The organism is Micromonospora sp. NPDC005806, from assembly GCF_042871425.1.
Taxonomy (GTDB): domain Bacteria; phylum Actinomycetota; class Actinomycetes; order Mycobacteriales; family Micromonosporaceae; genus Micromonospora.
In genome coordinates this window covers 86,021-109,376 of record NZ_JBIAIL010000003.1, presented here as the reverse complement: position 1 = coordinate 109,376, position 23,356 = coordinate 86,021, and the positions used below count along the sequence as shown (strand labels likewise).

21 protein-coding genes are annotated in these 23,356 nt (G+C 70.8%); 10 read left to right on the top strand and 11 right to left on the bottom strand.

Translation table 11 applies throughout. The features are described 5' to 3' along the window. Nucleotides 1–175: 175 nt before the first annotated feature. The 4 genes from ACFYOS_RS05290 (at nucleotide 176) to ACFYOS_RS05275 (ending at nucleotide 5,306) form a co-directional block, all read left to right on the top strand. Nucleotides 176–2,407 (top strand): hypothetical protein, encoded by a 2,232-nt coding sequence (locus ACFYOS_RS05290; protein WP_387136154.1) that lies wholly within the window; start codon nucleotides 176–178, stop codon nucleotides 2,405–2,407. Nucleotides 2,408–2,487: 80 nt separating this feature from the next. Beyond that, nucleotides 2,488–3,408, top strand: a complete 921-nt coding sequence (locus ACFYOS_RS05285; RefSeq protein ID WP_387136153.1) for a MarR family transcriptional regulator — start codon at nucleotides 2,488–2,490, stop codon at nucleotides 3,406–3,408. A gap of 221 nt (nucleotides 3,409–3,629) precedes the next feature. Then, complete coding sequence (locus ACFYOS_RS05280; RefSeq protein ID WP_387136152.1) at nucleotides 3,630–4,337, top strand: VOC family protein; 708 nt, start codon at nucleotides 3,630–3,632, stop codon at nucleotides 4,335–4,337. Nucleotides 4,338–4,727: 390 nt separating this feature from the next. Further along, entirely contained in the window at nucleotides 4,728–5,306 is a 579-nt protein-coding gene (locus tag ACFYOS_RS05275) for a hypothetical protein (protein ID WP_387136151.1), read from the top strand. Between the two features lie 129 nt (nucleotides 5,307–5,435). Here ACFYOS_RS05275 and ACFYOS_RS05270 read toward each other — a convergent pair whose 3' ends face one another. Continuing rightward, entirely contained in the window at nucleotides 5,436–6,263 is an 828-nt protein-coding gene (locus tag ACFYOS_RS05270) for an ABC transporter permease (protein ID WP_387136150.1), read from the bottom strand. Beyond that, nucleotides 6,260–7,213 (bottom strand): ATP-binding cassette domain-containing protein, encoded by a 954-nt coding sequence (locus tag ACFYOS_RS05265; protein ID WP_387136149.1) that lies wholly within the window; start codon nucleotides 7,211–7,213, stop codon nucleotides 6,260–6,262. Before ACFYOS_RS05265 ends, ACFYOS_RS05270 begins: the two co-directional genes overlap by 4 nt. Nucleotides 7,214–7,294: 81 nt before the next feature. Here ACFYOS_RS05265 and ACFYOS_RS05260 point away from each other — a divergent pair, with 81 nt between their 5' ends. Beyond that, the gene (locus tag ACFYOS_RS05260; protein WP_387136353.1) at nucleotides 7,295–7,930 is read left to right on the top strand and encodes a TetR/AcrR family transcriptional regulator; all 636 of its coding nucleotides are present in this window, start codon (nucleotides 7,295–7,297) and stop codon (nucleotides 7,928–7,930) included. Continuing rightward, nucleotides 7,927–8,574, top strand: coding sequence for a class I SAM-dependent methyltransferase (locus ACFYOS_RS05255; protein WP_387136148.1), 648 nt, complete (start codon nucleotides 7,927–7,929; stop codon nucleotides 8,572–8,574). The genes ACFYOS_RS05260 and ACFYOS_RS05255 overlap by 4 nt, the downstream gene beginning before the upstream one ends. Before the next feature lie 64 nt (nucleotides 8,575–8,638). On the opposite strand, the gene ACFYOS_RS05250 is transcribed toward ACFYOS_RS05255, so the two are convergent. The 5 genes from ACFYOS_RS05250 to ACFYOS_RS05230 all read right to left on the bottom strand — a co-directional run bounded on the left by ACFYOS_RS05250 (nucleotide 8,639) and on the right by ACFYOS_RS05230 (nucleotide 14,909). Continuing rightward, nucleotides 8,639–10,006, bottom strand: coding sequence for an APC family permease (locus tag ACFYOS_RS05250; protein WP_387136147.1), 1,368 nt, complete (start codon nucleotides 10,004–10,006; stop codon nucleotides 8,639–8,641). A gap of 93 nt (nucleotides 10,007–10,099) precedes the next feature. Further along, nucleotides 10,100–10,966 carry a DUF6745 domain-containing protein gene (locus ACFYOS_RS05245; RefSeq protein ID WP_387136146.1) on the bottom strand — a complete coding sequence of 289 codons (867 nt, stop codon included), beginning with the start codon at nucleotides 10,964–10,966 and terminating at the stop codon, nucleotides 10,100–10,102. 88 nt (nucleotides 10,967–11,054) lie between these two features. Beyond that, nucleotides 11,055–13,199: an RNA polymerase recycling motor ATPase HelR gene (gene helR, locus ACFYOS_RS05240; RefSeq protein ID WP_387136352.1), complete on the bottom strand. Its 2,145-nt coding sequence runs from the start codon at nucleotides 13,197–13,199 to the stop codon at nucleotides 11,055–11,057. Between the two features lie 201 nt (nucleotides 13,200–13,400). Next, entirely contained in the window at nucleotides 13,401–13,619 is a 219-nt protein-coding gene (locus ACFYOS_RS05235) for a glycosyltransferase (RefSeq protein WP_387136351.1), read from the bottom strand. A 390-nt stretch (nucleotides 13,620–14,009) separates the two neighbouring features. Further along, entirely contained in the window at nucleotides 14,010–14,909 is a 900-nt protein-coding gene (locus ACFYOS_RS05230; protein ID WP_387136145.1) for an alpha/beta hydrolase, read from the bottom strand. 85 nt (nucleotides 14,910–14,994) lie between these two features. Here ACFYOS_RS05230 and ACFYOS_RS05225 point away from each other — a divergent pair, with 85 nt between their 5' ends. Beyond that, nucleotides 14,995–15,750, top strand: coding sequence for a PIG-L deacetylase family protein (locus ACFYOS_RS05225; RefSeq protein ID WP_387136144.1), 756 nt, complete (start codon nucleotides 14,995–14,997; stop codon nucleotides 15,748–15,750). 67 nt (nucleotides 15,751–15,817) lie between these two features. Here ACFYOS_RS05225 and ACFYOS_RS05220 read toward each other — a convergent pair whose 3' ends face one another. From ACFYOS_RS05220 to ACFYOS_RS05205, 4 genes are read right to left on the bottom strand one after another with little or no spacing between them, the layout of a single operon-like run. Further along, nucleotides 15,818–16,645 carry a carbohydrate ABC transporter permease gene (locus ACFYOS_RS05220; RefSeq protein WP_387136143.1) on the bottom strand — a complete coding sequence of 276 codons (828 nt, stop codon included), beginning with the start codon at nucleotides 16,643–16,645 and terminating at the stop codon, nucleotides 15,818–15,820. Continuing rightward, nucleotides 16,642–17,580 carry a carbohydrate ABC transporter permease gene (locus ACFYOS_RS05215; protein ID WP_387136142.1) on the bottom strand — a complete coding sequence of 313 codons (939 nt, stop codon included), beginning with the start codon at nucleotides 17,578–17,580 and terminating at the stop codon, nucleotides 16,642–16,644. The genes ACFYOS_RS05220 and ACFYOS_RS05215 overlap by 4 nt, the downstream gene beginning before the upstream one ends. After that, complete coding sequence (locus tag ACFYOS_RS05210; protein WP_387136141.1) at nucleotides 17,564–18,952, bottom strand: ABC transporter substrate-binding protein; 1,389 nt, start codon at nucleotides 18,950–18,952, stop codon at nucleotides 17,564–17,566. The genes ACFYOS_RS05215 and ACFYOS_RS05210 overlap by 17 nt, the downstream gene beginning before the upstream one ends. Before the next feature lie 42 nt (nucleotides 18,953–18,994). Then, on the bottom strand, nucleotides 18,995–20,152 hold the full coding sequence (locus ACFYOS_RS05205; RefSeq protein WP_387136140.1) for a PfkB family carbohydrate kinase: 1,158 nt from the start codon (nucleotides 20,150–20,152) through the stop codon (nucleotides 18,995–18,997). 176 nt (nucleotides 20,153–20,328) lie between these two features. On the opposite strand from ACFYOS_RS05205, the gene ACFYOS_RS05200 reads away from it, so the two are divergent. Genes ACFYOS_RS05200 through ACFYOS_RS05190 form a run of 3 tightly spaced genes read left to right on the top strand, consistent with a single transcriptional unit; the run spans nucleotide 20,329 to nucleotide 23,355 of the window. Then, nucleotides 20,329–21,081, top strand: coding sequence for a DeoR/GlpR family DNA-binding transcription regulator (locus tag ACFYOS_RS05200; RefSeq protein WP_387136139.1), 753 nt, complete (start codon nucleotides 20,329–20,331; stop codon nucleotides 21,079–21,081). After that, the gene (locus ACFYOS_RS05195) at nucleotides 21,078–22,421 is read left to right on the top strand and encodes a 6-phospho-beta-glucosidase (RefSeq protein ID WP_387136138.1); all 1,344 of its coding nucleotides are present in this window, start codon (nucleotides 21,078–21,080) and stop codon (nucleotides 22,419–22,421) included. Before ACFYOS_RS05200 ends, ACFYOS_RS05195 begins: the two co-directional genes overlap by 4 nt. 25 nt (nucleotides 22,422–22,446) lie before the next feature. Next, entirely contained in the window at nucleotides 22,447–23,355 is a 909-nt protein-coding gene (locus ACFYOS_RS05190) for a TIM barrel protein (protein ID WP_387136137.1), read from the top strand. The last annotated feature ends 1 nt before the right edge of the window (nucleotide 23,356 follow it).

The window sequence follows — 23,356 nt, the reverse complement described above, 5'->3', positions numbered from 1 at the left end:
GCCAAGAGGTGAGGTGCTCGGCAGGCGGCACCGGTCTCACGGTTGGTCCCGGCGGGGTTGGGTAGACCGCCACGAGTGGCGGGGCCGCCCTCGGCCGGGTTCACCCGGTGTGGGCCCCCGAAGACGGCTCGGGGGGCCGATGTCGGATGCATCAGCGCGGTTGAGCGGGCCGGGGATGTCCGATGACGTGGTGGAGCTGCGCGTACATGGGGCCTCCAGCGCGAGTGCCGACCAGGTGTTGGACCTGCTGCAGATCGAACAGGTCGCGGGCGACCGTAGTGGGGGCTTCTACCGACCCCGCCGCCGTCGTTCGGGCGCCAGTGGCGCCACCCGGGTGACGCTGGAGGCGTACCGCTGGGGTGACCTGCCCTCCGGAACCGTGGCCCGAACCCTGTCCCTGGTGTTCCTGCTGCCGTTCATGCTGGTGAACGTCGCGATCTGGATGCGCCCGGCGAACCGCGGCTCCGATGCGATGGTCAGATCCCTGTGCCGATTGCTGGCGCTCACACTCACCGCGCTGTATGTGCTCGCGGCCGCCGGCGTCGCGCTGGACCTGATCGCGTGGAAGTGCATGAGCTCGCCGCACTGCCTGGCCGGGCGCAGTTGGTTGTCCTGGCTGGGTGGGCGACCGGTCGGGCTGCGGCTGGCAGTACTGGCGCTGGTTCCGGCCGTCGCCATCGGCCTGCTCTGGGGGGCCAGTACCCGCCCAGGGAGGGTGTACGAGGCGTTTCGCGCTCCCGAGGCGGGGGTCTCTGGGCATCGGCTCAGCGCCGTCGGTCAGTGGCACGCCGAACCGCTGCTTGGCCGGTTGCGCTCCATCCACGTGGCGGCGGCGTTCGCGACCCTGGACATCACTCTGCTCGCGGCCCGGGTCTCACCCGGCACCTCGGCCGGCACCATCGCGCTGACGGTGGTCACCGGGACGGTCCTGGCCACCTGCGCGGTCCTGCTCTGCACGCCCCCGCTGATCGACCGGGCCGCCGCGGATCGGCGACTCGACCGGATCACCGGCACGTTGCGGACGATCGCCGTCGTCCTGACCATCGTGGTCACGGCCCACGTCCTCGCCAGCCCGGCGCCACGGCACGAGGGAGGCGCCCTACCCGGCTACGACTCCATCCTCACCTGGCTGTTCGTCACCCAGACGGCCCTGCTGACCGCCCTGGGAGCTGTGCTGCTCTGGCGCCGGGACCGCCAGTCGGATGCCACGCCGCTGCTCGGGCTGGGAGCGCTGGCGATCGCGGCCGCGGCGATCAGTCTGGCGGTGGCGTTCTCCGCCGAGCTGGTCTACCGGGTGGCGGACTTCCTGGACCGAGATACGCCGACCGTGGCGGGCGTGGCCGCCGGACCGCCGCGGCCGTACACCTGGGCGATCTTCGGCTTCTTCCGGGCGGTACTGATCACGCTGGCCGTCGCGGGCCTGGTGACCCTGATCTCCCGGCCCGACCGGTTCCGCGCCGCGGCGGCAATTGTCGCGCGCGACTACCCGGACCCGCCTGCGGGAGCCAGGCCCCGACTGCGGCAGGTGCAGAAAGCGATAGCCCAGGCTCGGTTCACCGAGAGACTGATACCGCTGGCCGTGGTCTACGCCTGCCTCGCCGGGATCGGCACGGCCACCACCACCATCGGTCTGCTGCAGCTGCATCCGGGTGACGTCGTCGAGCGGTACGCCGGGGTGCCAGCCGACCTGATCACCTTCGCCATCGCGTTCGGCAGCTGGGTGATCGCAGCGATCATCCTCGGCCTGGTGATCGGCGGCATCTTCGCCTACCGGACCGTCGAGTTCAGGCGCCACGTCGGCGTCCTGTGGGACCTGGGCACGTTCTGGCCCCGGGCCGCCCACCCGTTCGCGCCGCCCTGCTACGCCGAACGTGCCGTGCCGGAGCTGACCCGACGAGTGACGTACCTGGTCGGACGCGGCAACGCGGTGCTGCTCACCGGACACAGCCACGGTTCGGTCCTGGCCGCCGCGACGGTGCTCCAGTTGCCACCCGAGGTCAGCAGCCGGGTCGCCCTGCTCACCTACGGGTCGCCGCTGCGGCGGCTCTACGCCCGGCTCTTCCCCGCCTACGTCGACGACGAGGTGTTGCACGAGATCGGCGCTCGAGTCGACTGGCGGTGGATCAACCTGTGGCGCGACACCGACCCCATCGGCGGCTCGATCTTCGCCGCCCACCTGCCAGCCGCGCCGGTCATCGTCGGCCCAGCATCAACGGTGGACCGTCGGCTGCGAGATCCCGCCGGTGTGGTGGCTCGACCTGGCGACAGCGTCCCACCACCGATCCAGGGACACCGGCCCTGCGAGTCCGACCAGCCGTTCACCGAGGCGGCGCGGGAGCTGGTCGAGCGCCTCCGCAAGCCGATGGACCCGGGGACTCGTCGGGCCGACCGGCCGGCCGCGCAATGAGTTCGGCGCCTCCGCGTCCCGTTGGCCCACCTGCCCCGACATACTTTCCATGGACATTGTTTCCATGTACATTGAGAGATGTGACCACCCCGGACATCGCGACAGGCCGTCTACTGTGGCAGGTGACCACCCGCTGGCGGGCGGCCGTGGATCGTGCCGTCGGCCCGCTGGGCCTGACCCACGCGCAATACTCCCTGCTCGGCTCCCTCTACGGCCTCAACCGCCAGGGGCGACAGCCCAGCCAGCGCGAGCTGGCCGACTACGCGGGGCTCGACCCCGTCTTCGTGTCCAAACTCGTCAAGGCGCTCAGCGCCGCCGGCCTCATCGCCCGCACCGACCACGCCGACGACACCCGGGCCTTCCAGCTGTCGCTCACCGAGCGCGGCCAGTCCGTTGTGCAGCAGGCGATCGGCATCGTGCATGCGCTGCAGGCCGAACTCACCGCACCCATCGGCGGGCCGCACGGCGCCCGCAACCGAGAACTCGTCGCCACCCTCACCACCCTGCTCGGCGCCGCGCCGGGCACCACCGAAGGGAGCACCACGATGGTCCAGCCCTCGACCGCCCCGCCGCCGCTGACCGGCCAAGCCGTCGCCGAAGCGCAGGGCGCCCTCGCCGCGCTGATGGCTGCCGTCCTCGACGGATCCGGAATCAGCCCCACCGAATACGTGACGATGCGCGCCGTGGCGCTGCGTGGGCCGTGGGACGGCCCGGAGACGCTGGCCGCCTTCCTCGCCGACCAACCCCAGCTCAACCTCAGCGCCACCGCAGCCGCACGGCTCGTCGACGGGCTCCGGGAGCACGGCCTGATCACCATCGGCGAGACGGTGGCGCTCACCGCCGCCGGAGCCGACGCACAGGCCCGGCTGACGGCCAGACTGGCTCCCGTGACCACGGACCTCTACACCGGCTTCGACCACGACGACCTCGCCACGGCCCAACGCGTGCTCGCCGCGCTCACGGAACGGGCCCAGGAGCTGCGCCGGCGTACGCACGGCTGACGCACGCCGCCCTCCCGGCCGACGGCCGGGAGGGCGTCGGCCACAGGCGGAACAGCATGGCCAGGTCGGCCCCGAACTGGCCAACTCGTAACTCATCGCTCCCCCGACCGCTGGGCCGAGATCTGGCGCGCGGTTGTCGACACGTGCCCTGCGCCACCCGCGATACGTCCGGCCCGGCTAATTACCTTGTTGCCCTGCTGGCCCCTGCCTACTGTGAAGTGATGATCTCGCGACTGCTGACGGTGACCTTCGATGCGCACAACGCGGCTCGCCTGGCGCAGTTCTGGGCCGGCATGCTCGGCCGGGAGGTCGTCGAGGACGCCGATGGCGCGCTCCTGCCCGGCGAGGACACCCAGCTCGGCCTCCGGTTCGTCCCGAGCCGCGCGGAGAAGGTGGGGCCGAACCGCCGCATGCACCTTCACCTGACCAGCGCCAGCCACGACGACCAGCAGCACACCGTGGCGACCGCGCTGGGGCTCGGCGCAGGCCACCTCGACGTCGGGCAGCGCCCCGAGGAGGGGCACGTCGTCCTGGCCGACCCCGAGGGCAACGAGTTCTGCGTGATCGAGCCGGGCAATGCCTTCCTCGCCGGGTGCGGCCTGCTCGGGGAGCTCGCCTGCGACGGCACCCGGGAGGTCGGCCTCTTCTGGAGCGAGGCGCTGGGCTGGCCGCTGGTGTGGGACCAGGACCAGGAGACCGCGATCCAGTCACCGCACGGCGGCACAAAGGTCGCATGGGGAGGCCCCCCCGTGGCCCCGAAAGAGGTGCGGAACCGGCAGCGCTTCGACCTCACCCCGGCCGGTAGCGACCAGCAAGCGGAGGTCGACCGGCTGGTCTCCCTCGGGGCCACTCGGCTCGAGGTCGGTGCGGACGGCGCCGTCGTGCTGGCCGATCCCGACGGCAACGAGTTCTGCGTGACAGGGAACTGACCCCTGGCCTTCGGGCACGAGGGGAGTACCAACTCGGTCCCACTCCACAGTGCCGACAACTGCTCCAGTTCAACCTCAACATCGCCTGCGTCATCGCGATGGTCTCCCACGCGTCCGACGCCGCACGGCCATCACCGGAACGAGCGTGGTGACCGCGGCCGAGCTGCGACATCGATCGGCCCGGGAGGCTTCCTTGGAGTCGCAGCTCGCAGATCGCCTATCACGTCCCTCTGGCTCCCGCAGGAAGAGCTGAATTCCGGCAACCGGCATCCGCCATCCGTGGTTACCTGGCACCGGGTCGCGCCCCACTTCACGAGCTATTAAAAAAATACGCTAACTGGGGGGATTTAGGTGACCAAATCATCATTCACCCGCCTTGCGGGTGCCACCATGCTGGCCGTGGTGATCGGCCTGGGTTCGGCCGCACCAGCGTGGGCCGACACGACGATCAACATCGATCCAGCGGACACCGGTACGACGGCGGCCGCGTTCGGCACTCACAGGTGCGACCCGAACCTCGGTGGTGGCCCCTTCCAGGCCGAGGACGTCTGGGTCTTCGCCCTGCCGGCTGCGAAGCAGCAGGGCACCTTCACCTCACTGACCATCGAATTCGCCACGGAGGGTGGCCCGGTCACGGAGACCATCACGACCACGCCCGCCGCTGACCGCGCGATCGTCGGCGACAGAGCCTGGATCAGGACACCAGCCGGCCTGTCCGCAACCGGCGAACTGGTGAATCCGTTCGCCCTCACCAACGCCACGGCGGTGATCACGGGCACCGACGGAACATTCGACCTGGCGCAGACCTGCCCGGCGACCGCCGGGACACCTAGCCCCAGCCCCAGCCTGCCGGTGACCGGCGCGGCAATCTCCGGTCCGACGCTCGGCACATTCACCGCGGTGGGTGCCAGTCTCATCGTGGTCGGCCTCGTACTGCTTCTCGCGCAACGGCGTCGTCGCTACGCATGACCTGAGCCGGTACCCGAGGCGTTCCGCCCCGGCAGGGCCGGGTCAGAACGTCGCCCATGACTGGATCTGCACCTGGCCGGCACCCGAGAGTTCGGGTGCCGGCCAGGGAACGCCGTACCGGGTTATCTCCTACCTTGCGTTGCGCCGGTAAGCGTGCACGGCGAGGGGTGCGAAGACGCCGAGGATGCCTGCTGTCCAGGCGATGGCGAGGAGGGTCTCGCCGGTGATGGTGTGACCGGCAGGGAGGGCTCCCGGGCCGAGAGTGAGGCCGCGCAGCGCGTTGGCGACGACGGTGATGGGCTGATGTTCGGCGAAGGCTTGCAGCCAGCCGGGCATGGTCTGGGTGGGTAGGAATACCGAACTGGTCAGGGTCATCGGGAAGACGACCAGGTAGATCGCCGCCTGGATGGCCTCGGAGTTGCGGATGGTGAGCCCGAGGTAGGCCATCAGCCAGGAGCAGGCGTAGCCGAAGCCAAGAGCGACGCCGATGGCAGTGAGCAGGCCGCCGAGGCCGTCCTGCCAGCGGAAGCCGAGTGCGATGCCGACCGTGAGTTGCAGCCCGAGGATGACAGTGCTTCGGATCAGGTCGGACAGCGTGCGGCCGGTCAGTACGGCGGAGCGGGCCATGGGCAGCGAGCGGAAGCGGTCCAGGACGCCTTTGGTGCGGTCGTTGTTGAGCCCGTAGGCGGTGGGTGCGGATCCGAACACGGCGGACTGGGCGAGGATGCCCGGCATGAGCCAGTAGACGTATTCGCCCTTGGCCGCGGCCGGGAGGGCGGCTTGGATGGCGCCGCCGAAGACGTAGAGGAACATGAGCATGAAGACGACGGGCTGGACGGTGGACAGGATCAGCACGTCGGGCAGGCGGACGTTGGCGAGCAGATTCCGGCGTGTTATCACGCCGGTGTGAATGACGGCCCGACCGTGGCGGCGGGTCGGAGTGGCGGTGGTGGTCATACGGGCCTCCCGGCGAGTTCGCGCGGGTCGTGGCGGGTGAGGGTGAGGAAGACGTCGTCGAGGGTGGGCCGGTGCAGGGCGACATCGGTCGGGCTGATGTCGTAGTGGTCGAGCAGGCGCAGCGCGTGCCGCAGGGTGAGCGGCCCGTCGGGGGCGGGTAGCACGATCCCGTCGCGCTTCCGGTCGTACCGTGGGTCCAGTGGCCTCAGTGCGGCCACCGCCGAATCGGCGCGATCGGCAGGCACGGTGATCTCGACGATCGAACCGCCGGTGCGGTCCTTGAGTTCGGTGGCGGTGCCTTCGGTGAGCAGGCGGCCGTGGTCGATGACGGCGATGCGGTCGGCGAGCTGGTCGGCCTCGTCCAGGTACTGCGTGGTGAGCAGGACGGTGGTGCCTTCGGCGGCGAGGTCGCGGACGAGGCGCCAGAGGTCTTGGCGGCTGGCCGGGTCGACGCCGGTGGTGGGTTCGTCGAGGAACAGCACCTGCGGTCGGCCGATCAGGCTGGCGGCCAGGTCGATGCGGCGGCGCATGCCGCCGGAGTAGGTCTTGACCTGCCGGTCGGCCGAGTCGGCGAGGTGGATCCGGTCGACGATTTCGGTGGCACGGGTGGCGGCTTCGCGGCGGGACAGACCGTAGAGGCGGCCGATCATGGCGATGTTCTCCCGGCCGGTCAGATGGTCGTCGACGGCGGCGAACTGTCCGGCGAGGCCGATGCGTTGGCGGACGGCGGCCGGGTGGCGGACGACGTCGTGTCCGGCGACGCGGACCGTGCCACCGTCGGGGCGTAGCAGGGTGGCGAGGATGCGGATGAGGGTGGTCTTGCCCGCGCCGTTGGGACCGAGCAGCCCGTAGATCGCGCCGCGCGGGATTGTCAGGGTCAGGCCGTCGAGAGCGCGGGTGCCGTCTCGGAACTGCTTGGTGACCGCATCGGCGGTGATGAACGGGTCCATCGAAGCCTCCGGTTGTGTACTTGAAAGTCAACATAGACATAAGTACACTCTGGAGTCAACAAGAGCTCGAGGGGCTGATTGGTGATCGACGAAAAGCTGGAGCCGGGACGCCGATTGCCCCGGGCGCAACGCCGGGAACAGATCCTCGTCGCGGCGACCGAAGCGTTCGCGCGGTCCGGATTCGCGGCGACGGGCCTGGATGAGATCGCCGCGGAAGCCGGGATCACGAGGGTGATCCTCTACCGGCATTTCGACTCCAAGACCGACCTGTACCAGGCGGTTCTCGACCGGATGTGCGCCCGGCTGGACGCCCACGTCAACGAGCCCGTCGGCGGGTTCACCGACGCCAGCATCGACGGGCTCCTCCAGGCAGCGGTCGAGTCCCCGGCCGGGTTCCGGCTGCTGTTTCAGCACGCCCTGCGCGAACCGGAGTTCAAGGAGCGCATCGAGAGGTTTCGCGCCGACATCACCGCCGCCTCGCACCTGCAGATCTCGGCGTTCGTACCCGACGAGGCGCTGGCGCGCTGGGCCGCACAGCTCGCCCCGGTGGTGGCGATCGAGGCGATCATCGCCTGGCTCGACGCCGGTCAGCCCGACCCCGCCCGAGCCGCCGCTCGAGTCCGTCAGGCGGTCATGGGGGTGATCGGCGCAGCGGTCTCCTCCGACGTGGATTGCCCCCCTTCCCCACCCGCCACATTGAAAGGACCACCGTCATGACCGGCACCGCCAAGGCGAAGACCAGCGAGACCGCGGCCGCGAAGCAGCGGCGGGTCTGGGACAAGACCGCACCCAGCTACGACAAGCAGATCGCGTTCCTCGAGCGCATCCAGTTCGGTGGCGGCCGGGAGTGGCTGGGCGCCCGCGCGCGCGGTCGCGTGCTGGAGGTCGCCATCGGCACCGGCCGGAGCCTGCCGCACTATGCCGCCGACGTGACGGTCACGGGGATCGAGCTGAGCCCGGCGATGCTGGACATCGCCCGGCGGCACGCCGCCGACCTCGGCCGTGCGGTCGACCTGCACGAGGGCGACGCGGAGCAGCTGCCGTTCGGCGACGCGTCGTTCGACTCGGTGGTCTGCGCCCTCTCGCTGTGCAGCATCCCGAATCCGGTGACGGCGATCGGCGAGATGAAGCGCGTCCTCGTACCTGGCGGCAGGCTGCTCCTGCTTGACCACATCAGTAGCACCTGGCCACCGATCTACGCCGCGCAGTGGCTCCTCGAACGGGTCACCATCCGCGCGGCCGGCGAGCACTTCACCCGCCGCCAGCTACCCCTGGTGCAGGCGGCGGGCTTCGAGATCGTCGAGACAGAAAGGCTGAAGGCGGGCACCGTCGAACGCATCCACGCGGTCAAGCCGAGCTGATCCGCAGCCCCAACGAGACTGCAGCTGGCGCCCCGCTGGGCCAGGTGCCTCCTGCCGGCACCTGTCAGGAACCTCCCGCCATCCGGCGACGGCGGCCTCGAACGTAAGCCAGGGAGGAGCCGCCGACCAGCAGCGGCCAGAGCAGGTAGGCGCCGGTTGCGGCCAGCATCATGAGCACCATTCCGACCGCGGCGAGGGCCGTCCACCACGCTGCCGTACGCCTCGGCAACAGACGCAGCGCTGCGACAGCGCCGACGGCGTAGACGGCGACGAAGGAGCCGGTCGTAGCGAGCACGAGCGAGTCGGTACCGACGCCGGTCAGCGCGACGATCGCGAACCCGACCAGGCCGAGGGCGACGGTCAGCAGCAGGCTGCGCCGCGGAACCTCGCCGGCCCGGCTGCCCAGCGCGAGCGAGGCCGGCAGCGCTCCGTCCCGGCCGAGTGCCGCGCCGAGCTTGGCGGCGCCCGCGTAGTAGGTGTTCATCACGCCGAGCGTCAGGAGCAGAGCAACGATCGCCGCGACCGCCTTGGCAGGCTCGCCGAAGCTGCGGCCGAGCAGTTCAGCCAATGGAGCGTCGGTGCTGCCGGCGGACGCTCCGAGGACGAGGATGCTCGCTGCCGCGATAGCCAGATAGAGGCCACCGACGATGACGATCGCTGCGGCGGTCGCTCGGGGCAGCGATCGGGGCGGATTGCGGAACTCGGCGGCGAGGTAGGTCACGGCCTCCCAGCCGGCAAAGCTCCACACCAGCAGCGCCGCCGCCGACCCGACCGCGAGCCACCCGTGCGGCGCAAACGGACGCAGGTTGCCCAGATCGGCCTGAGGAAGTGCCGCCACGGCGGCGACGACGAGCAGTGTGACGAGGACGCCCGCGAGGATCAACTGCATCCTGCCGGACACCCGGACGCCGAAGTAGTTGGCGATGGCGACGACGATGAAAAGACCCAGCACCGTGAGGTACACCGTGGTCTCACCGCCGCCGAAGGCTGCCTCGACATAGCCACCGGCGAACAATGCCGCCGCCGGCGCCCCGGCCGGCACGGCCGCGAAGAACCACCAGCCGACTGCCGCCGCAGCGCGCGGTCCGAAGGCCCGACGTGCGTAGGTCGAAACCCCTCCCGAGTCCGGGTACCGGGCAGCCAACGCGGCGAATGTCACGGCCAACGGGACAGAGGCGACGACGAGGCCGAGCCAGGCGACGAGGGAAGCAGGCCCGGCTGCGCGGGCGGCCAGCGCTGGCAGCGCGATCACCCCGGTGCCGAGAACCGCGCCGACGTAGAGGGCCACACCATGGGTGGTGGAGAGGTTTCCACCGGTTGCCGGGATCGCCGACACCGAGCGCTTCATCGTGTGCGTCACGCGGCGAGCATCCCGCACCCGTACGACACGAGCCCGTGACAGGAAGGCCCGTACCGACAGGATCTCTGCCATGAGGCGGCAGGTAGGCGCAATCACGACGAGCAGGTATCGGACCGGCGGCCGGCCGGGACGGACCAGTGGCCTTGTCCCGGCCGGGCTGTCGGGTCACGTCAAGGGCGGATGCCAGCCATCGCGGTAGCGCACGCCCCGGTGGTGAAGCCGGATCTCGTTGTGCAACGCGCCTGGGACCGGTTCGGTGCGCACGGCTTCGGGCCGTTCCACCACAACGCACACGTCCTCGCCGGGCCACCACCAGCCGCAGGAACGCGCCACGTCGGCCCAGACGCCGAGATGGTCGGTCTCGTCCGGCCCGTACCGGGCGAGCCCAAGCCGCTGCAGCACGTCGTAGTAGGCAACCCACGACGCATCCTGCTGCCCGTACCAACACACCGGTACCGGGCCACTGTCGGCCAGCGCTGCGCGCACGGGCAGGTACCACCCGCGGGCGAGGCTTCTATGCAGCGCGGCGCGGACGCCCTGGTGCAGCACGACCCCCAGCGGTACGCCGTTGCTGAGTGCGTCGACTGGCGGCAAGTCGGGCCATGGATCTGTGGTCTTGCCCCGGCGCGCTGGCGACAGCTCGGGGTCGGCATGGGCGACGCCGGCGCTCAGTGCGCCGCGTAACCGCGACACCGACATTGCCAGATCGCTGGCGAGTGGTGGTGTCCCATTTGGTCGTGGATCCCGGACCCAGTCGTGAAGCTGGGTGAGGGTCGGCAAGCCGGCGGTCAGCGGCAGGGCCTTGGCCGGCGAGTCAACCCACTCGAATCGGGGACGTGGGCGGGCGATCCGTGCGTAGATCGCGGTCAAGCTGCGTTCGGCAACCGCCCTGTCGGCCGGTTGCGTGGACAAGGCATGGCCGAGCCACTCCTGGCGAATGTCGACGGCCACCTGCCACATCTCCTGGGCGCTGGTGCTGCCGACGGCCACTGGAGGCATCGCGGCGTCATGGCGCCGCGCGAGCGCGCTCATTGCGCGAGGGCGTCGCCGCCCTTCCGGTTGAAGATCATCCGACGATGATGGGCCAGCGGCGGGACCCGCGCAACCGCGTTTACCGATGTCAGGAGCTCGTGAGGATGACGAGTTGCTGGGTCGCTCGGGTCATCGCGACATAGCGGTCGACCACTCCTTCGATGCCCTTGCCGAACGCCTCGGGGTCGATGAGGACGACCAGGTCGAACTCGAGCCCCTTCGACAGCTCCGGGGTCAGCGACCGAACGCGGGACGTCGCCCGGAAGGTGGGATCGCCGATGACGCAGGCGATCCCGTCGGCGTGCGCGGCGAGCCAGGTGTCGAGGATCGAACCCAGATCCGAAGCAGATCCGTGTACGACCGGAACGTCGCTGGTGCGGATGGAGGTCGGCACGTTGGCGTCTGGCAGCACGGCCCGGATGACCAGCTCGGCTTCCGCCATGACCGTGTCCGGTGTCCGGTAGTTGATGGTCAGGGAGGCCAGGTTGATCCGGCCGAGCCCGATCCGCTCGAGCCGTTCCTGCCAGGACTCCGTGAACCCGTGCCGGGCCTGGGCGCGGTCCCCGACGATGGTGAAGCTGCGGGACGGGCAGCGCTGCAGCAGCATCTGCCACTCCGCGTCGGTCAGCTCCTGAGCCTCGTCCACGACGATGTGCGCGAACGGGCCGGCGAGCCGGTCCGGCTCGGTGCCGGGCAGTGCCGCCTCGTCGACCAGGGCGTCCTGGAAGTCCTCGCCACGAAGCATCGTCACCAGGCCGACACCGTATTCGTCGTCGGCGGCCTCGATCAGGTCGTCCACGACCCTGGTCATGCGCTCGCGTTCGACGGCGACAGCAGCGCTGTGCCGACGCTGTCGCCGTGACGCCTCCGGGTCGCCGAGCCGCTGCCGTGCCGCGTCCACGAGCGGCAGGTCGGACACCGTCCAGGCCTGGGCGTCGTCGCGTTGCAGTCGCCGGACGTCGTCGGTGCTGAGCCAGGGAGCGCACTTGCGCAGGTACGCGGGCACTGACCACAGGTCTCCGACGAGGTCGGCCGCTTCGAGCAGCGGCCACGCGCGGTTGAACGTCGTGAGCAGCTCCCTGTCTCGCAGCAGCGACCGGCGTAGCAGGTCATCCGGTTCGTCGCCGTCGTACTTGTCCATCAGGATCGTGAGCAGTTCCTCCCAGATCTGGTCACGCGCCTCGTTGTGCGGGGTACCGGGTCCCGCTGCCTGGAACGCGTCGGCCCAGTCGTCGGCGCTCAGCCGGATGTCGGACTCGTGGGTCGTGACCGTCATCCCCTTGGTCGGCGGCTCCTCGTAGAACCTGACGGCCGCCTCGATCGCCTTCACCAGGTCGGCGGACGACTTAAGGCGGGCCACTTCCGGGTCGGCCTCGACGGTCGCCGAAGCTCCCTCGGCGACGAGATCCCGCAGGGTGCAGGTCTGCACGCCCTCCTCGCCGAGACTGGGCAGGACGTCGGCGACGTACGCCAGGTAGGGCTGGTGCGGACCGACGAACAGCACGCCGCCCCGGCGGTGATCGAGGCGCGGGTCGGAGTAGAGGAGGTACGCGGTGCGGTGCAGCGCGACAACGGTCTTCCCCGTACCAGGACCGCCGTCGACGACGAGAGCGCCACCGGATCCCGCACGGATGATGGCGTCCTGGTCGGCCTGGATGGTGCCGAGCACGTCCCGCATCCGGGCGGACCGGTTGCCGCCCAGGCTGGCGATGAAGGCGGACTGGTCGTCGAGCGCGGCGTGCCCTTCGAACCCGTCCGGAGTGAACACCTCGTCCCAATAGTCGGTGATCCGGCCACGGGTCCAGCGGTACCTGCGGCGGCTCGCCAGACCCATCGGGTTGGCGTGGGTCGCGCCGAAGAACGGCTCGGCGGCCGGGGAGCGCCAGTCGAGAAGCAGCCGACGACCCGTGCTGTCCGTGAGGCCGAGCCGTCCGACGTACACGGGCTCGGGGTTGTCCGCGCTGACGATGTGGCCGAGGCACAGGTCCAGGCCGAAGCGACGCAGGGCGCGTAGGCGAGCGGTCAGCCGGTGGATCTCCTGGTCCCGGTCCAGCGCCGCCTGGCCGATGCCGCCGGCCGCCTTGCGCGCGGCATCGAGGCGGCCGGACAGGTCGGAGATCGCCCGTTCGAGGCTCTCCGCGATGGCCGCGAAGTGCTGCTCATCGCCGGCGATCAGCCTCGGGTCGGCCTTGGGAGAGAGGTGGTCGGGAAGATCAAACGCGCTGGTAGTCAGCGGGTTCACGTCATCAGCTCCGATCTGAGGGGGCTTGCAACCAGTGCACGCAGCAAGGCGTCTGAACCGGCGTGCCGCAGGTTCTGGTGTTCCGGGTCCTGGCTCGACGGTCCCGCGTGGTTCACGCGGACACGGGCGGCTTTTCCCGGCTGAGCGCGTCGAGCAGCAGGTTCGCGGCCATCGCCGCTCCGTCGGTGCGGATCATGCCGGCCACGGCGGTGCGGCTGGCATCATGCCGGTCGCCACCAGCACGTCACATCCCTCGGCCGCCGCCGTGACCGCGTCGGACTGGCTGGCGATCAACTCGACCGCGCGCCGAGGCGCGCACATCCGCACCTCCGCACCGAGTGCCCGCACCCGCACGGCGAGTCCCACCCGCGGTTCGACGTCCCCGCGTGATCCATACGTCGACAACAACACACGCACTTGGCGACTCCCATTTTCCCCAGGTCCCGGCCTCGGCCAGCGATTCTGCGGCACGACCCGGGTCTTGCCGCAAGCCCCCCAGTGCGCTATATGTTGAAAGTGGCAGGGAGTACGCCCACTCCTTTCCCTATATCGCCCACCTGCCGATGGCAATCTCCTCGCGAAGCGGCGTGCCGCGTACGGCGGTGTCGTCAGCCCAGGACGATCTCCCAGGGCCTCCGGATGCAGCCTGGCGGCGAAAGGTTCTTCAGCTCTTCAGCAAGGCCGATTCGAAATCGTCGAGAGCGCCGCCATTCTCATGGAATTCGTCGCCGCCGCACGAGTGCTGGGCGGTGCTCGCTGAACGCATGCGGGCTTTTCGGCACCCGCAAGGTACTGACCTTTTCACCAACGATTCAGCGCGGCGGCCAACTGGGCCAGGGCGAGATGGGCGGCGTCGAACAGGGCCAGTTTCCGCGGGAAGTTGTGGATGAGCCCCTGATACCGCGCTGCGGTGACGGAAACGCCGGCCGCCAGCATCCTGGCCGCGTACCGTTCACCCTCGGCGGACAACAGGTCGAGCTCGGCGGTGATGACCACGGCGGGTGGCAGGCCGGTGAGGTCGGCCCGCAGTGGGTCCAGATCCGGCTGGGTACGGTGCACGCCGGGTGGGGCGAACGCGTCCCAGAAGAATCGCATCTCCTCCCGGTCCAGGCCGTACTCGTCCAAGGCCGGATAGTCGGCCGCGGGGTCGATGACCGGGCAGATGAGGATCTGTCCCGCAAGACGGATCCCCGCATCCCGGGCGCGCCGAGCGGTCACCGCCGCAAGGTGCCCGCCCACGGAGTCACCGGCCACCGCTATCCGGCCCGGGTCGAGGCCGTGCCGAGCCGCCCCCGGGCCGCGCAGCCAGGTGAGCGCACGCGCCATGTCGTCCACCGCGGCCGGGTACGGATACTCGGGGGCGAGCCGGTAGTCCACGGAGAGCACGGCCCAGCCGGACGCGGCCGCCAGGTGCCGGCACAGCCCGTCGTGGGTGTCCACGCTGCCCATCACCCAGCCCCCGCCGTGCGCGTAGAGGACCACCGGCGCCGCGTCGTGATCGCTGTCGCAGTACAGGCGGGCGGGCACACCGCCCGCGTCGACGGTCACCACGGACCGGATCGCCGGTCCGCTGCCCACCTCGGCCGGGGTCGCCTGGATCATGCTGAGCCGCGCCGCCGGCAGGTTCGCCCGGGTGAGCGGGACACGCTGCTGGACTTGCATCGCCGCCCGCGCCTGCGGGTGGAGCCGGCTGGGGTCCACCCGCTCATTATCACTTGTTCGACGGATGCCGGTGTTGCCGACACGGCGATGCCGGATCGGCGGAGCGGCGGCTACGGTGTGGACCGTGGACGAGCTTCTACCGGCACTGCCGGAGGACTGGGAGCGCTGCCTTGCGGTGGCCGCACACCCGGACGACATCGAGTACGGCGCGGCCTCGGCGATCGCCCGCTGGACCGCACAGGGCAAGCAGGTCACCTACCTGCTGGCCACCCGGGGCGAGGCAGGAATCGACGCCTTGCACCCGGACCAGGCCGCGTCGTTGCGCGAGGAGGAGGAGCGCGCCGGGGCCCGGGAGGTCGGCGTGGACGTGGTGGAGTTCCTCGACCACCGCGACGGCGTCGTCGAGTACGGCCCAGACCTGCGCCGCGACATCGTGCGGGCGATCCGGCGGCACCGGCCCGAGGTCATCGTCTCGGGCGCCTTCACCGTCCGGATGGTCGGCGGTATCACCAACCAGGCCGACCACCGGGCGGTGGGGCTGGCTACATTGGACGGCGCCCGCGACGCGGGCAACCGGTGGATCTTCCCAGAGCTGGTGGACGAGGGGCTACCACCCTGGGGCGGCGTGCGCTACGTCTGCTTTGCCGGCGCCGAGCTCCCCACGCACGGCGTGGACGTCACCGGTGAGCCGTTGCAGCGCGGCATTGCCTCGCTCGCCGCGCACGCTGAGTACACCAGGGGCCTGGGCGTGGCCGGCCCCGAACCCGGGCCCTTCCTCACCTGGGCGGCCCGCCAGGGCGGGCCGGCGCTGGGCGTGGAGGCGGCTGTCCTGTTCGACGTACACGCCCTCACCTTCGAGGGCCCACCACCCTGGCTTTGAGCCCGGCCAGAACTCTCTCCGGCGAGCATGACGCTCTCGACGGCGGACGTGGCTCGCGGGCGGTGCCTCACTCGCGGACGGCGCCCTCGAGCATGCCCTGGATGAAGCGGCGTTGCAGGAACAGGTAGAGGATGACCACCGGAGCGGCGACGATCACCGCACCGGCGGCGAGCAGGGTGAACCCGGAGGTGTACTGGCCCTGGAAGAAGGCCAGCCCCAGCGGTGCGGTGCGCAGCTCGTCGCTGGTGGCCATGACCAGCGGGATGAGGAACTCGTTCCAGGTCCACATGAAGGTCAGCACGACCAACGTGGTCACCGCCGGGCGGCCGAGGGGCAGCAGGATGCGCCACAGGATCGACCAGGAGTTCGCTCCGTCCAATCGGGCGGCCTCGATCATCGACACCGGGCTGGCCCGGAAGTACGTGCGCATCCAGAAGGTTCCGAACGCCACCGACTGGGCCACCTGGGGCAGCACGATCGCCCAGAAGGTGTCGGTGAGCCCGAGCGTGCGCAGGTCGAAGTAGAGCGGCACCACGGTCGCCTCGTTGGGCACCATGATGCCGAGCAGGAACAGGTAGAACAGGACGTTCCGGCCGCGGAACGTCATGGTGCCGAACGCGTAGCCGCTCATCACCGACAGCACGGTGGCGCAGGTGACCACGAACGCGGAGACCGCGACGCTGGTCAGCATCGACTGCCCGAACCGGCCCTGCCGCCACGCGGCGGCGAAGTTCTCCGGGTGCAGTCCCAGCAGCCCGGCGCCCTGCGCGGCCGATCCGGCACTGTCGTCCGGCCCGAGCGCCGCGGCGACGATGGTCAGCACCGGCCAGAGCGCGAACGCCGCGAACGCGAGCAGGATGAGATAGTTGGCCGCCCGCTCACCCTTGGAGATCATTTTTCCTCCCGGTCGGCGATCCGGTTCACCCCGAGGCTGATCACGAAGATCAGCGCGGTGAGCACGATGGCCACCGCGGCCGCGGAGCCCACCTGGCCCTGCTCGAACGCCCGCCGGTAGACCTCGTACGACGGCACGGCGGTGGAGTTGCCCGGGCCGCCCGACGTGGTGACGTAGATCAGGTCGAATGTCTTCAGTGCCGCGATGATGGTCAGGGTGAGCGCGACCGCGACCTCACCCCGGACGGCGGGCAGGGTGACCGCGAAGAACTCGCGGACCGGTCCCGCCCCGTCCAGCCGCGCGGCCTCGTAGCGATCGGTGGGTATCCGGCTCATCCCGGCCATCAGCAGCACGGTGACCAGACCGAGCTGCACCCAGGTGCCGATCAGGCCGACCGCCGGCAGGGCGAGGGTGTAGTCGCCGAGCCAGCCGCGGGCGAGGCTGCCGAGGCCGACCGCGCGGAGGGCGTCGTTCAGCGGACCGTCCGGGTCGTAGAGGCGCCGCCAAGCGACGGCCACCACAACCATCGCGACGACCTGGGGCAGGAACACCACGGTCCGGAAGAACGGCATCCCGCGTACCCGGGCCCGGGTGAGCAGGGCGGCCAGCGGCAGGCCGAGCAGTACCGGCAGCACCGCGTAGAAACCGATGAGCACCAGGGTGTGGCCGAACGACGCCCGCAGGACGGGGTCGGTCAGCACCTCGACGTAGTTCTGGAACCCGACGAACGTGCCGAGGGTGAGGCCGTCCCACTCGTACAGCGACAGTTGCGCAGACCGGACCAGCGGATAGAGCAGGAAGGCCGCGTACACGGCGAAGCCGGGAAGCAGGTAGGCCAGCGGCAGCCAGCCCGACCGCCGCCGGCCCGGCGCGCGGGACGGCCCGGTGACCGGGACCGTCCCGCCCCGTCGCGCGGTGTCAGCCGTTGCCGGCAAGGAACTTGGCATTGTCGTCCTGCAGCTTCTGGAGGAACTGCTGCGGGCTGATCCGCTTGGCGATCAGGTCCTGCAGCGCCGCGCCCATGGTGTCGCCCATCGTCGGCGTGGCGTAGTCCAGGTACGGCAGCAGCCGGCCGGACTCGGTGGTGGTGCCGAAGGCGGTGAAGATGTCGCCCGAGACGCCGCCCGGCTTCTGCTGCTTGGCGGTGTCCACCACCGGCATGTTGCCGGTCCGGGTGAGCGTCTGCATCGCGTCCGAGCTGGTGATGAAGTTGATGTACGCGGCTGCGGCGTCCGGGTTCTTGGCCTTGCTCGTGATGGTGAACGGCAGGCCGGTACCGCCGGTCGCGGCGACCTTGCCGTCCTGGCCGGGCGGCGGGGCGATGAAGCCCACCTTGTCGCCCATGGCCTTGCCGAGGTCGGCGCCGAGCCAGGAGCCGGCGATGAGGAACACGCCCTGCCCGGCGGCGAAGTTCTGCCAGGCCTTGTCGTAGTCGGTGCCGTTCGGGCTGTTGTTGAAGTAGCCCGCGTTCACCCAGTTGAGCAATTCCTCGGCGGCCTTGGTGTTCTCCGGCGTGGTCCAGGACGCGCCGGGCCGACCAAAGCCGAGCTTGGTGACCGTGTCGGCCGGGACGAACTGGCCCTGGATGGTGCCGAACACGTGCAGCGCCGGCCACTTGTCGAGGTTGCCGAGTTGCAGCGGGATCTCGCCACCCTGCTTTGCGGTGGCCAGCCCCGAGGTGAGGTCGGCCCACGTCTTCGGCGGCTGGAGACCGAGCTTGGTCAGCTTGTCCTTGTTGTAGAAGATGCCCACGATCTCGCCCACCTGGGGCAGCCCGTAGACGTTGCCATCGCCGAAGGTCTTCCCGTCCGCGGAGTAGCGCGAGTACTGCAGCACGCTGTCCGGGTAACGGTCGGTCCAGCCGTACGCCTTGGCCCACGGATCGAGCGCGACGAGCTGCTGGGCCTGGACGAACTTGCCCATGTCGGCCCGGCCGTTGTTGGCCTGCACGACGTCCGGCGCGTCGTTGCCGGACAGCGCGAGCCGCAGGGTGGTGCCCAGGTCGTCGAACGACCGGGACACCCGCTTGATGGTGATGTTCGGGTACTTGGCGTGGAACGCCTCGTTGAGCGCCTTCATCTGTTCGTCCTGACCGCCGCGGACCTCCTGGTCCCAGACGGTCAGCGTGACGTTCCCGAGCTTGGCGGCGTCGGTCTGCACGGCCCGGTCGGCGTCGCCGCCGGACGGCTTCGGGCTGTCTGATCCCGGCGCGCACGCCGCGGCGCCGAGCAGGCCCAGTGCGGTGACGAGCCCGATGGCGGCACGCAGTCCTGCCCGTGCTCGCGGGCGTGCCGGTGTTCGAGACATGGGGGTTGCCTCCTCTAAGGGCGATATAGGGGATTCGTTCTGTTACGCGGCGTCGAGATCCGAGTAACGGGCCAGCGTTGCATGGGCGCGCCGGACCTCACACACCGGCCCGGACGGCAGCAGGTCAGGGAGGAATCCGTACCGGGTGGCCAGGTCCCGCGCCTCCGTGTCGCCGGCGGCGGCGCGGCCCGCGGTGTTCCGCCACCAGTCCGTCAAGTCGCCCCAGCCGGGCGCGGCCAGCGAGCCGCCGAAGTGCCGGACGGCGAGCCCGGCGCAGAGCCCCGCGAAGAGCAACCGCTCACGCAGCGGCCAGCCGGCTACCGTGCCGAGCACCAGCCCGGCGCCGAAGACGTCGCCCGCCCCGGTGGGATCCAGTGCGACGCTGGGCAGCGGCGGCACGCGCTCCGCCTCGCCGGTGCTGGAGTCGATGGCCATCGCCCCCTCCCCACCGAGGGTCACCACGGCCAGCGGCACCCAGTCGGCGATGGCGCGCAGCGCCGCCTCGGGGGTGTCGGTGTGGGTGTACGACATCGCCTCGACCGCGTTGGGAATAAATGCGTGGCAGTCGGCGAGCTGCTCGGCCAGCCCTGGGTTCCATCGACCGGAGGGGTCCCAACCCACGTCCGCGAAGACGAGGGCGCCCTCGGCCCCGGCCCGGCGGGCCCAGCCGGGCAGCTCGACACCGCCGTCCACGTCGCCGAGGCTGGCCACGACCGCCCGGGAGCGCGGCGGCTGGCCGATCATCTCGTCCGCCGAAACGGGCAGGTCGTGGCCGTGGGTCACCATGCTCCGGTCCCGGTCGACCGCCATCGAGACGGTGACCGGGGTGTGCCAGTGGGTGAATCGCCGGGAGCCGGACAGGTCCACGCCCTCCTGTCCCAGCGTGCGCCAGCAGAAGTCACCATAGGCGTCGTCCCCGAAGCCGGCGGCCAGGCTGGTGCGCAGGCCGAGCCGGGCCGCAGCCACCGCCAGGTTGGCGATGCCGCCGGGCGCGGATCCCATGCCGGCCGCCCAGACCTCGGTGCCGGCCGCCGGTGCGGTGGGCAGTCCGGTGAAGACGATGTCGAGGAAGACCGTTCCGGAAATGAACACGTCCATCGCGGCGGGGTCCCGCCGCCGGACCGCGGCCAGCGGATCCCAGCGCGGCTTGTCGAATGGGGACGCGGGGGCGTCGGCGTCGTTGCGTGCTGCCCTGCTCACTTCTGCTCACTTCCGGACGAGTTTGGCTCGCTGGCGCGGTGACCTGTCGGTGTCCTGTGCATGTTGCTCCGCGAAACGCGGATCGGCAAGCCCTCTTCTGCGCAATCTTGCGTAGAAGTGACGCTCACTGCGCGTTGTTGGTTGTACGTTGCGCGGACCGGTGCTAGCTTCATGCCGTGCTTCCAGTCAGCCGACACGAGCAAATCGTCCGCCGGGTCCGATCCTCGGGAGTCGTCTCGGTCTCGTCGCTCGCCGCTGACCTGGGAGTCAGCGCCTCGACCATCCGCCGGGACCTCCAGGTGCTCAACGCCCACGGCGCCTTGCGGCGCATCCGCGGCGGCGCGGGTAGCGTCCAGGTCGAGGAGGTGCCGTTCGCCGAGGTCGCGGCCGTCGCGCCGGACGAGAAGGAGGCGGTGGCGCGGCGCGCCGCCGACCTGGTCCAGGACGGTGAGGTGCTGTTGCTGGACATCGGCACCACCACGGCGCGACTCGCCCGGCATCTGCGCGGCCGCCGGGTCACCGTCATCACGAGCAGCCTCGCGGTGGTCGACGAGCTGCGCGACGACGAGGCGGTCGAGCTGCTGGTGCTCGGCGGCATCCTGCGCCGCAACTATCTGTCCATGGTGGGCATGCTCACCGAGGACGCGCTGCGGCAGCTCCGCGCGCACCGGCTGTTCCTGGGCACCAGCGGCATCCGCCGCGACGGCCAGGTGATGGACACCACCCTGGTGGAGGTGCCGGTCAAGAAGGCCATGATCGAGGCGGCCGAGCAGACGGTGGTGCTCGCCGACCGTGGCAAGTTCCCCGGCTCGGGGCTGCTGCCGGTCTGCGGTCCCGAGGACGTTGACGTGATCATCACCAACGACGGCGTCGATCCCGCGACCCTGGCTGTCTACGCCCAGGCCGACACGGAGGTCATCCAAGCGTGAAACTGACCGTCCTAGGCGGTGGCGGCTTCCGGGTCCCACTGGTCTACCGGCAACTGCTCACCCAGGACGGCGGACCGGACGTCCGCGAGGTCGTCCTGCACGACGTCGCGGAGCACCGGCTGGCCGCCGTGCGCGCGGTGCTCGACCAACTGGCGGCCGGCCGACCGGACGCCCCAAAGGTGCGTACGACGACCGATCTGGACGACGCGCTGGACGGTGCCGACTTCGTGTTCTCCGCGATCCGGGTGAGCGGGCTCGCCGGCCGGACCGTGGACGAGCGGGTCGCGCTCGACCTCGGCGTCCTCGGCCAGGAGACCACCGGACCCGGCGGGCTCGCGTACGGGCTGCGCACCATCCCGGTATGCCTGGACATCGCCGCCCGGGTGGCCCGCCGCGCGCCGCACGCCTGGGTCATCAACTTCACCAACCCGGCCGGCATGGTCACCGAGGCGATGCAACGCCTGCTGGGTGACCGGGTGATCGGCATCTGCGACTCGCCCATCGGGCTCGGCGAGCGCGCCGCCCGGGTGCTGGGCCTGGACGGCGCGCGGGTAGCGATGGACTACGTCGGGCTCAACCACCTCGGCTGGCTGCGCGCGCTGCGGGTGGACGGCGTCGACCGGCTGCCCGACCTGCTGGCCGACGACGCGTTGCTCGGCCAGCTGGAGGAAGCCCGCCTGCTGGGTCTGGACTGGGTCCGGTCGCTGGGGGCCATCCCGAACGAGTACCTGTACTACTACTACTACAACCGGGACGCGGTCACCTCGATCCGGGAGGCGGCCGCCACCCGGGGCGAGTTCCTGCGCCAGCAGCAGGAGCGGTTCTACGCGGAGGTGGCCGAGCGGCCCGCCGACGCCCTGGAGATCTGGACGCGCACCCGGGCCGAGCGGGAGTCCACCTACATGGCGGAGAGCCGGGACAGCGCCGGCGCCGGAGAGCGGGATCAGCAGGACATCGCCGGGGGCGGCTACCAGCAGGTGGCGCTCGACCTGATGGCGGGCATAGCCGGCGGGGGCGCCTCGACGATGATCCTCAACGTCCGCAACGGCTCGGCCGTTCCCGGACTGCCCGCCGACGCGGTGGTCGAGGTGCCCTGCGTGGTGGACGCCGCCGGCGCCCGACCGATGGCGACGGACCCGCTGACGGGCCACATGCTCGGGCTCGTGCAGCAGGTCAAGGCGGTGGAGCAGCTGACGATCGAGGCCGCGGCCAGCGGATCGGCGGCGCTGGCGGTCAAGGCGCTGGCGTTGCATCCGCTGGTCGACTCGGTGACCACCGCGCGCCGGCTGCTGGCCGGCTACCGGGAGAGGTTGCCGGGGCTGGCGGACCTGCTGCGCTGACCGGCACCCCGTCAAGGAGAAGACGATGACACAACCGGCCACGCTGGCCGACCGGATCGCCGGAGCCCCGATCTCGTGGGGGGTCTGCGAGGTGCCCGGCTGGGGCTACCAGCTCGACCCGGACACCGTGCTCCGGCAAATGCGCGAACTGGGCCTGGTGGCCACCGAGTTCGGCCCGGACGGGTTTCTTCCGGACGATCCCGCCGGCAAGGTGACCACCCTCGGCCGCTACGGCCTCACGGCGGTGGGGCAATTCGTACCGGTCGTGCTGCACGACCCGGACCGCGATCCGGTACCCGAGGTCGAGCGGGCGATCACCGGCCTGGTCGCCGCGCGGGCGTCCACCGTGGTCCTGGCCGCGGCCACCGGCGTCGACGGCTACGACGATCGACCCGCCCTGGACGACGCCGCCTGGGCCACGCTGCTGGGCAACCTCGACCGGATCGACGCGCTGGCCGCCGGCCACGGACTCGTGGCGACCCTGCATCCGCACGTGGGCACGATGGTGCAGACCGGCACGGAGACCGAGCGGGTGCTTGCCGGCAGCCGGATCGGCCTGTGCCTGGACACCGGTCACCTGCTCGCCGGCGGGGGCGATCCGGTCGCCGTGGCCCGCCAGCACCCCGGGCGGATCGCCCACGTGCACCTCAAGGACGTCCGGAGCGACTGGGCCGACCGGGTACGCGACGGCGCGGTGAGCTACAGCGACGCGGTGGCGCAGGGCATGTACGTGCCGCTCGGCCAGGGGGACGTCGACGTCGCGGCCATCGTCACGGCGCTGGAGGGCGCCGGCTACCGGGGCTGGTACGTCCTCGAACAGGACACGGTGCTGACCGGCCCGCCCGGTGGCGGCGAGACCGGGCCCGTGGCGGACGTCCGGGCCAGCGTCGCGTACCTGCTCGACGTGGCCGGGGCGATCCCGGCGGAACACTGAC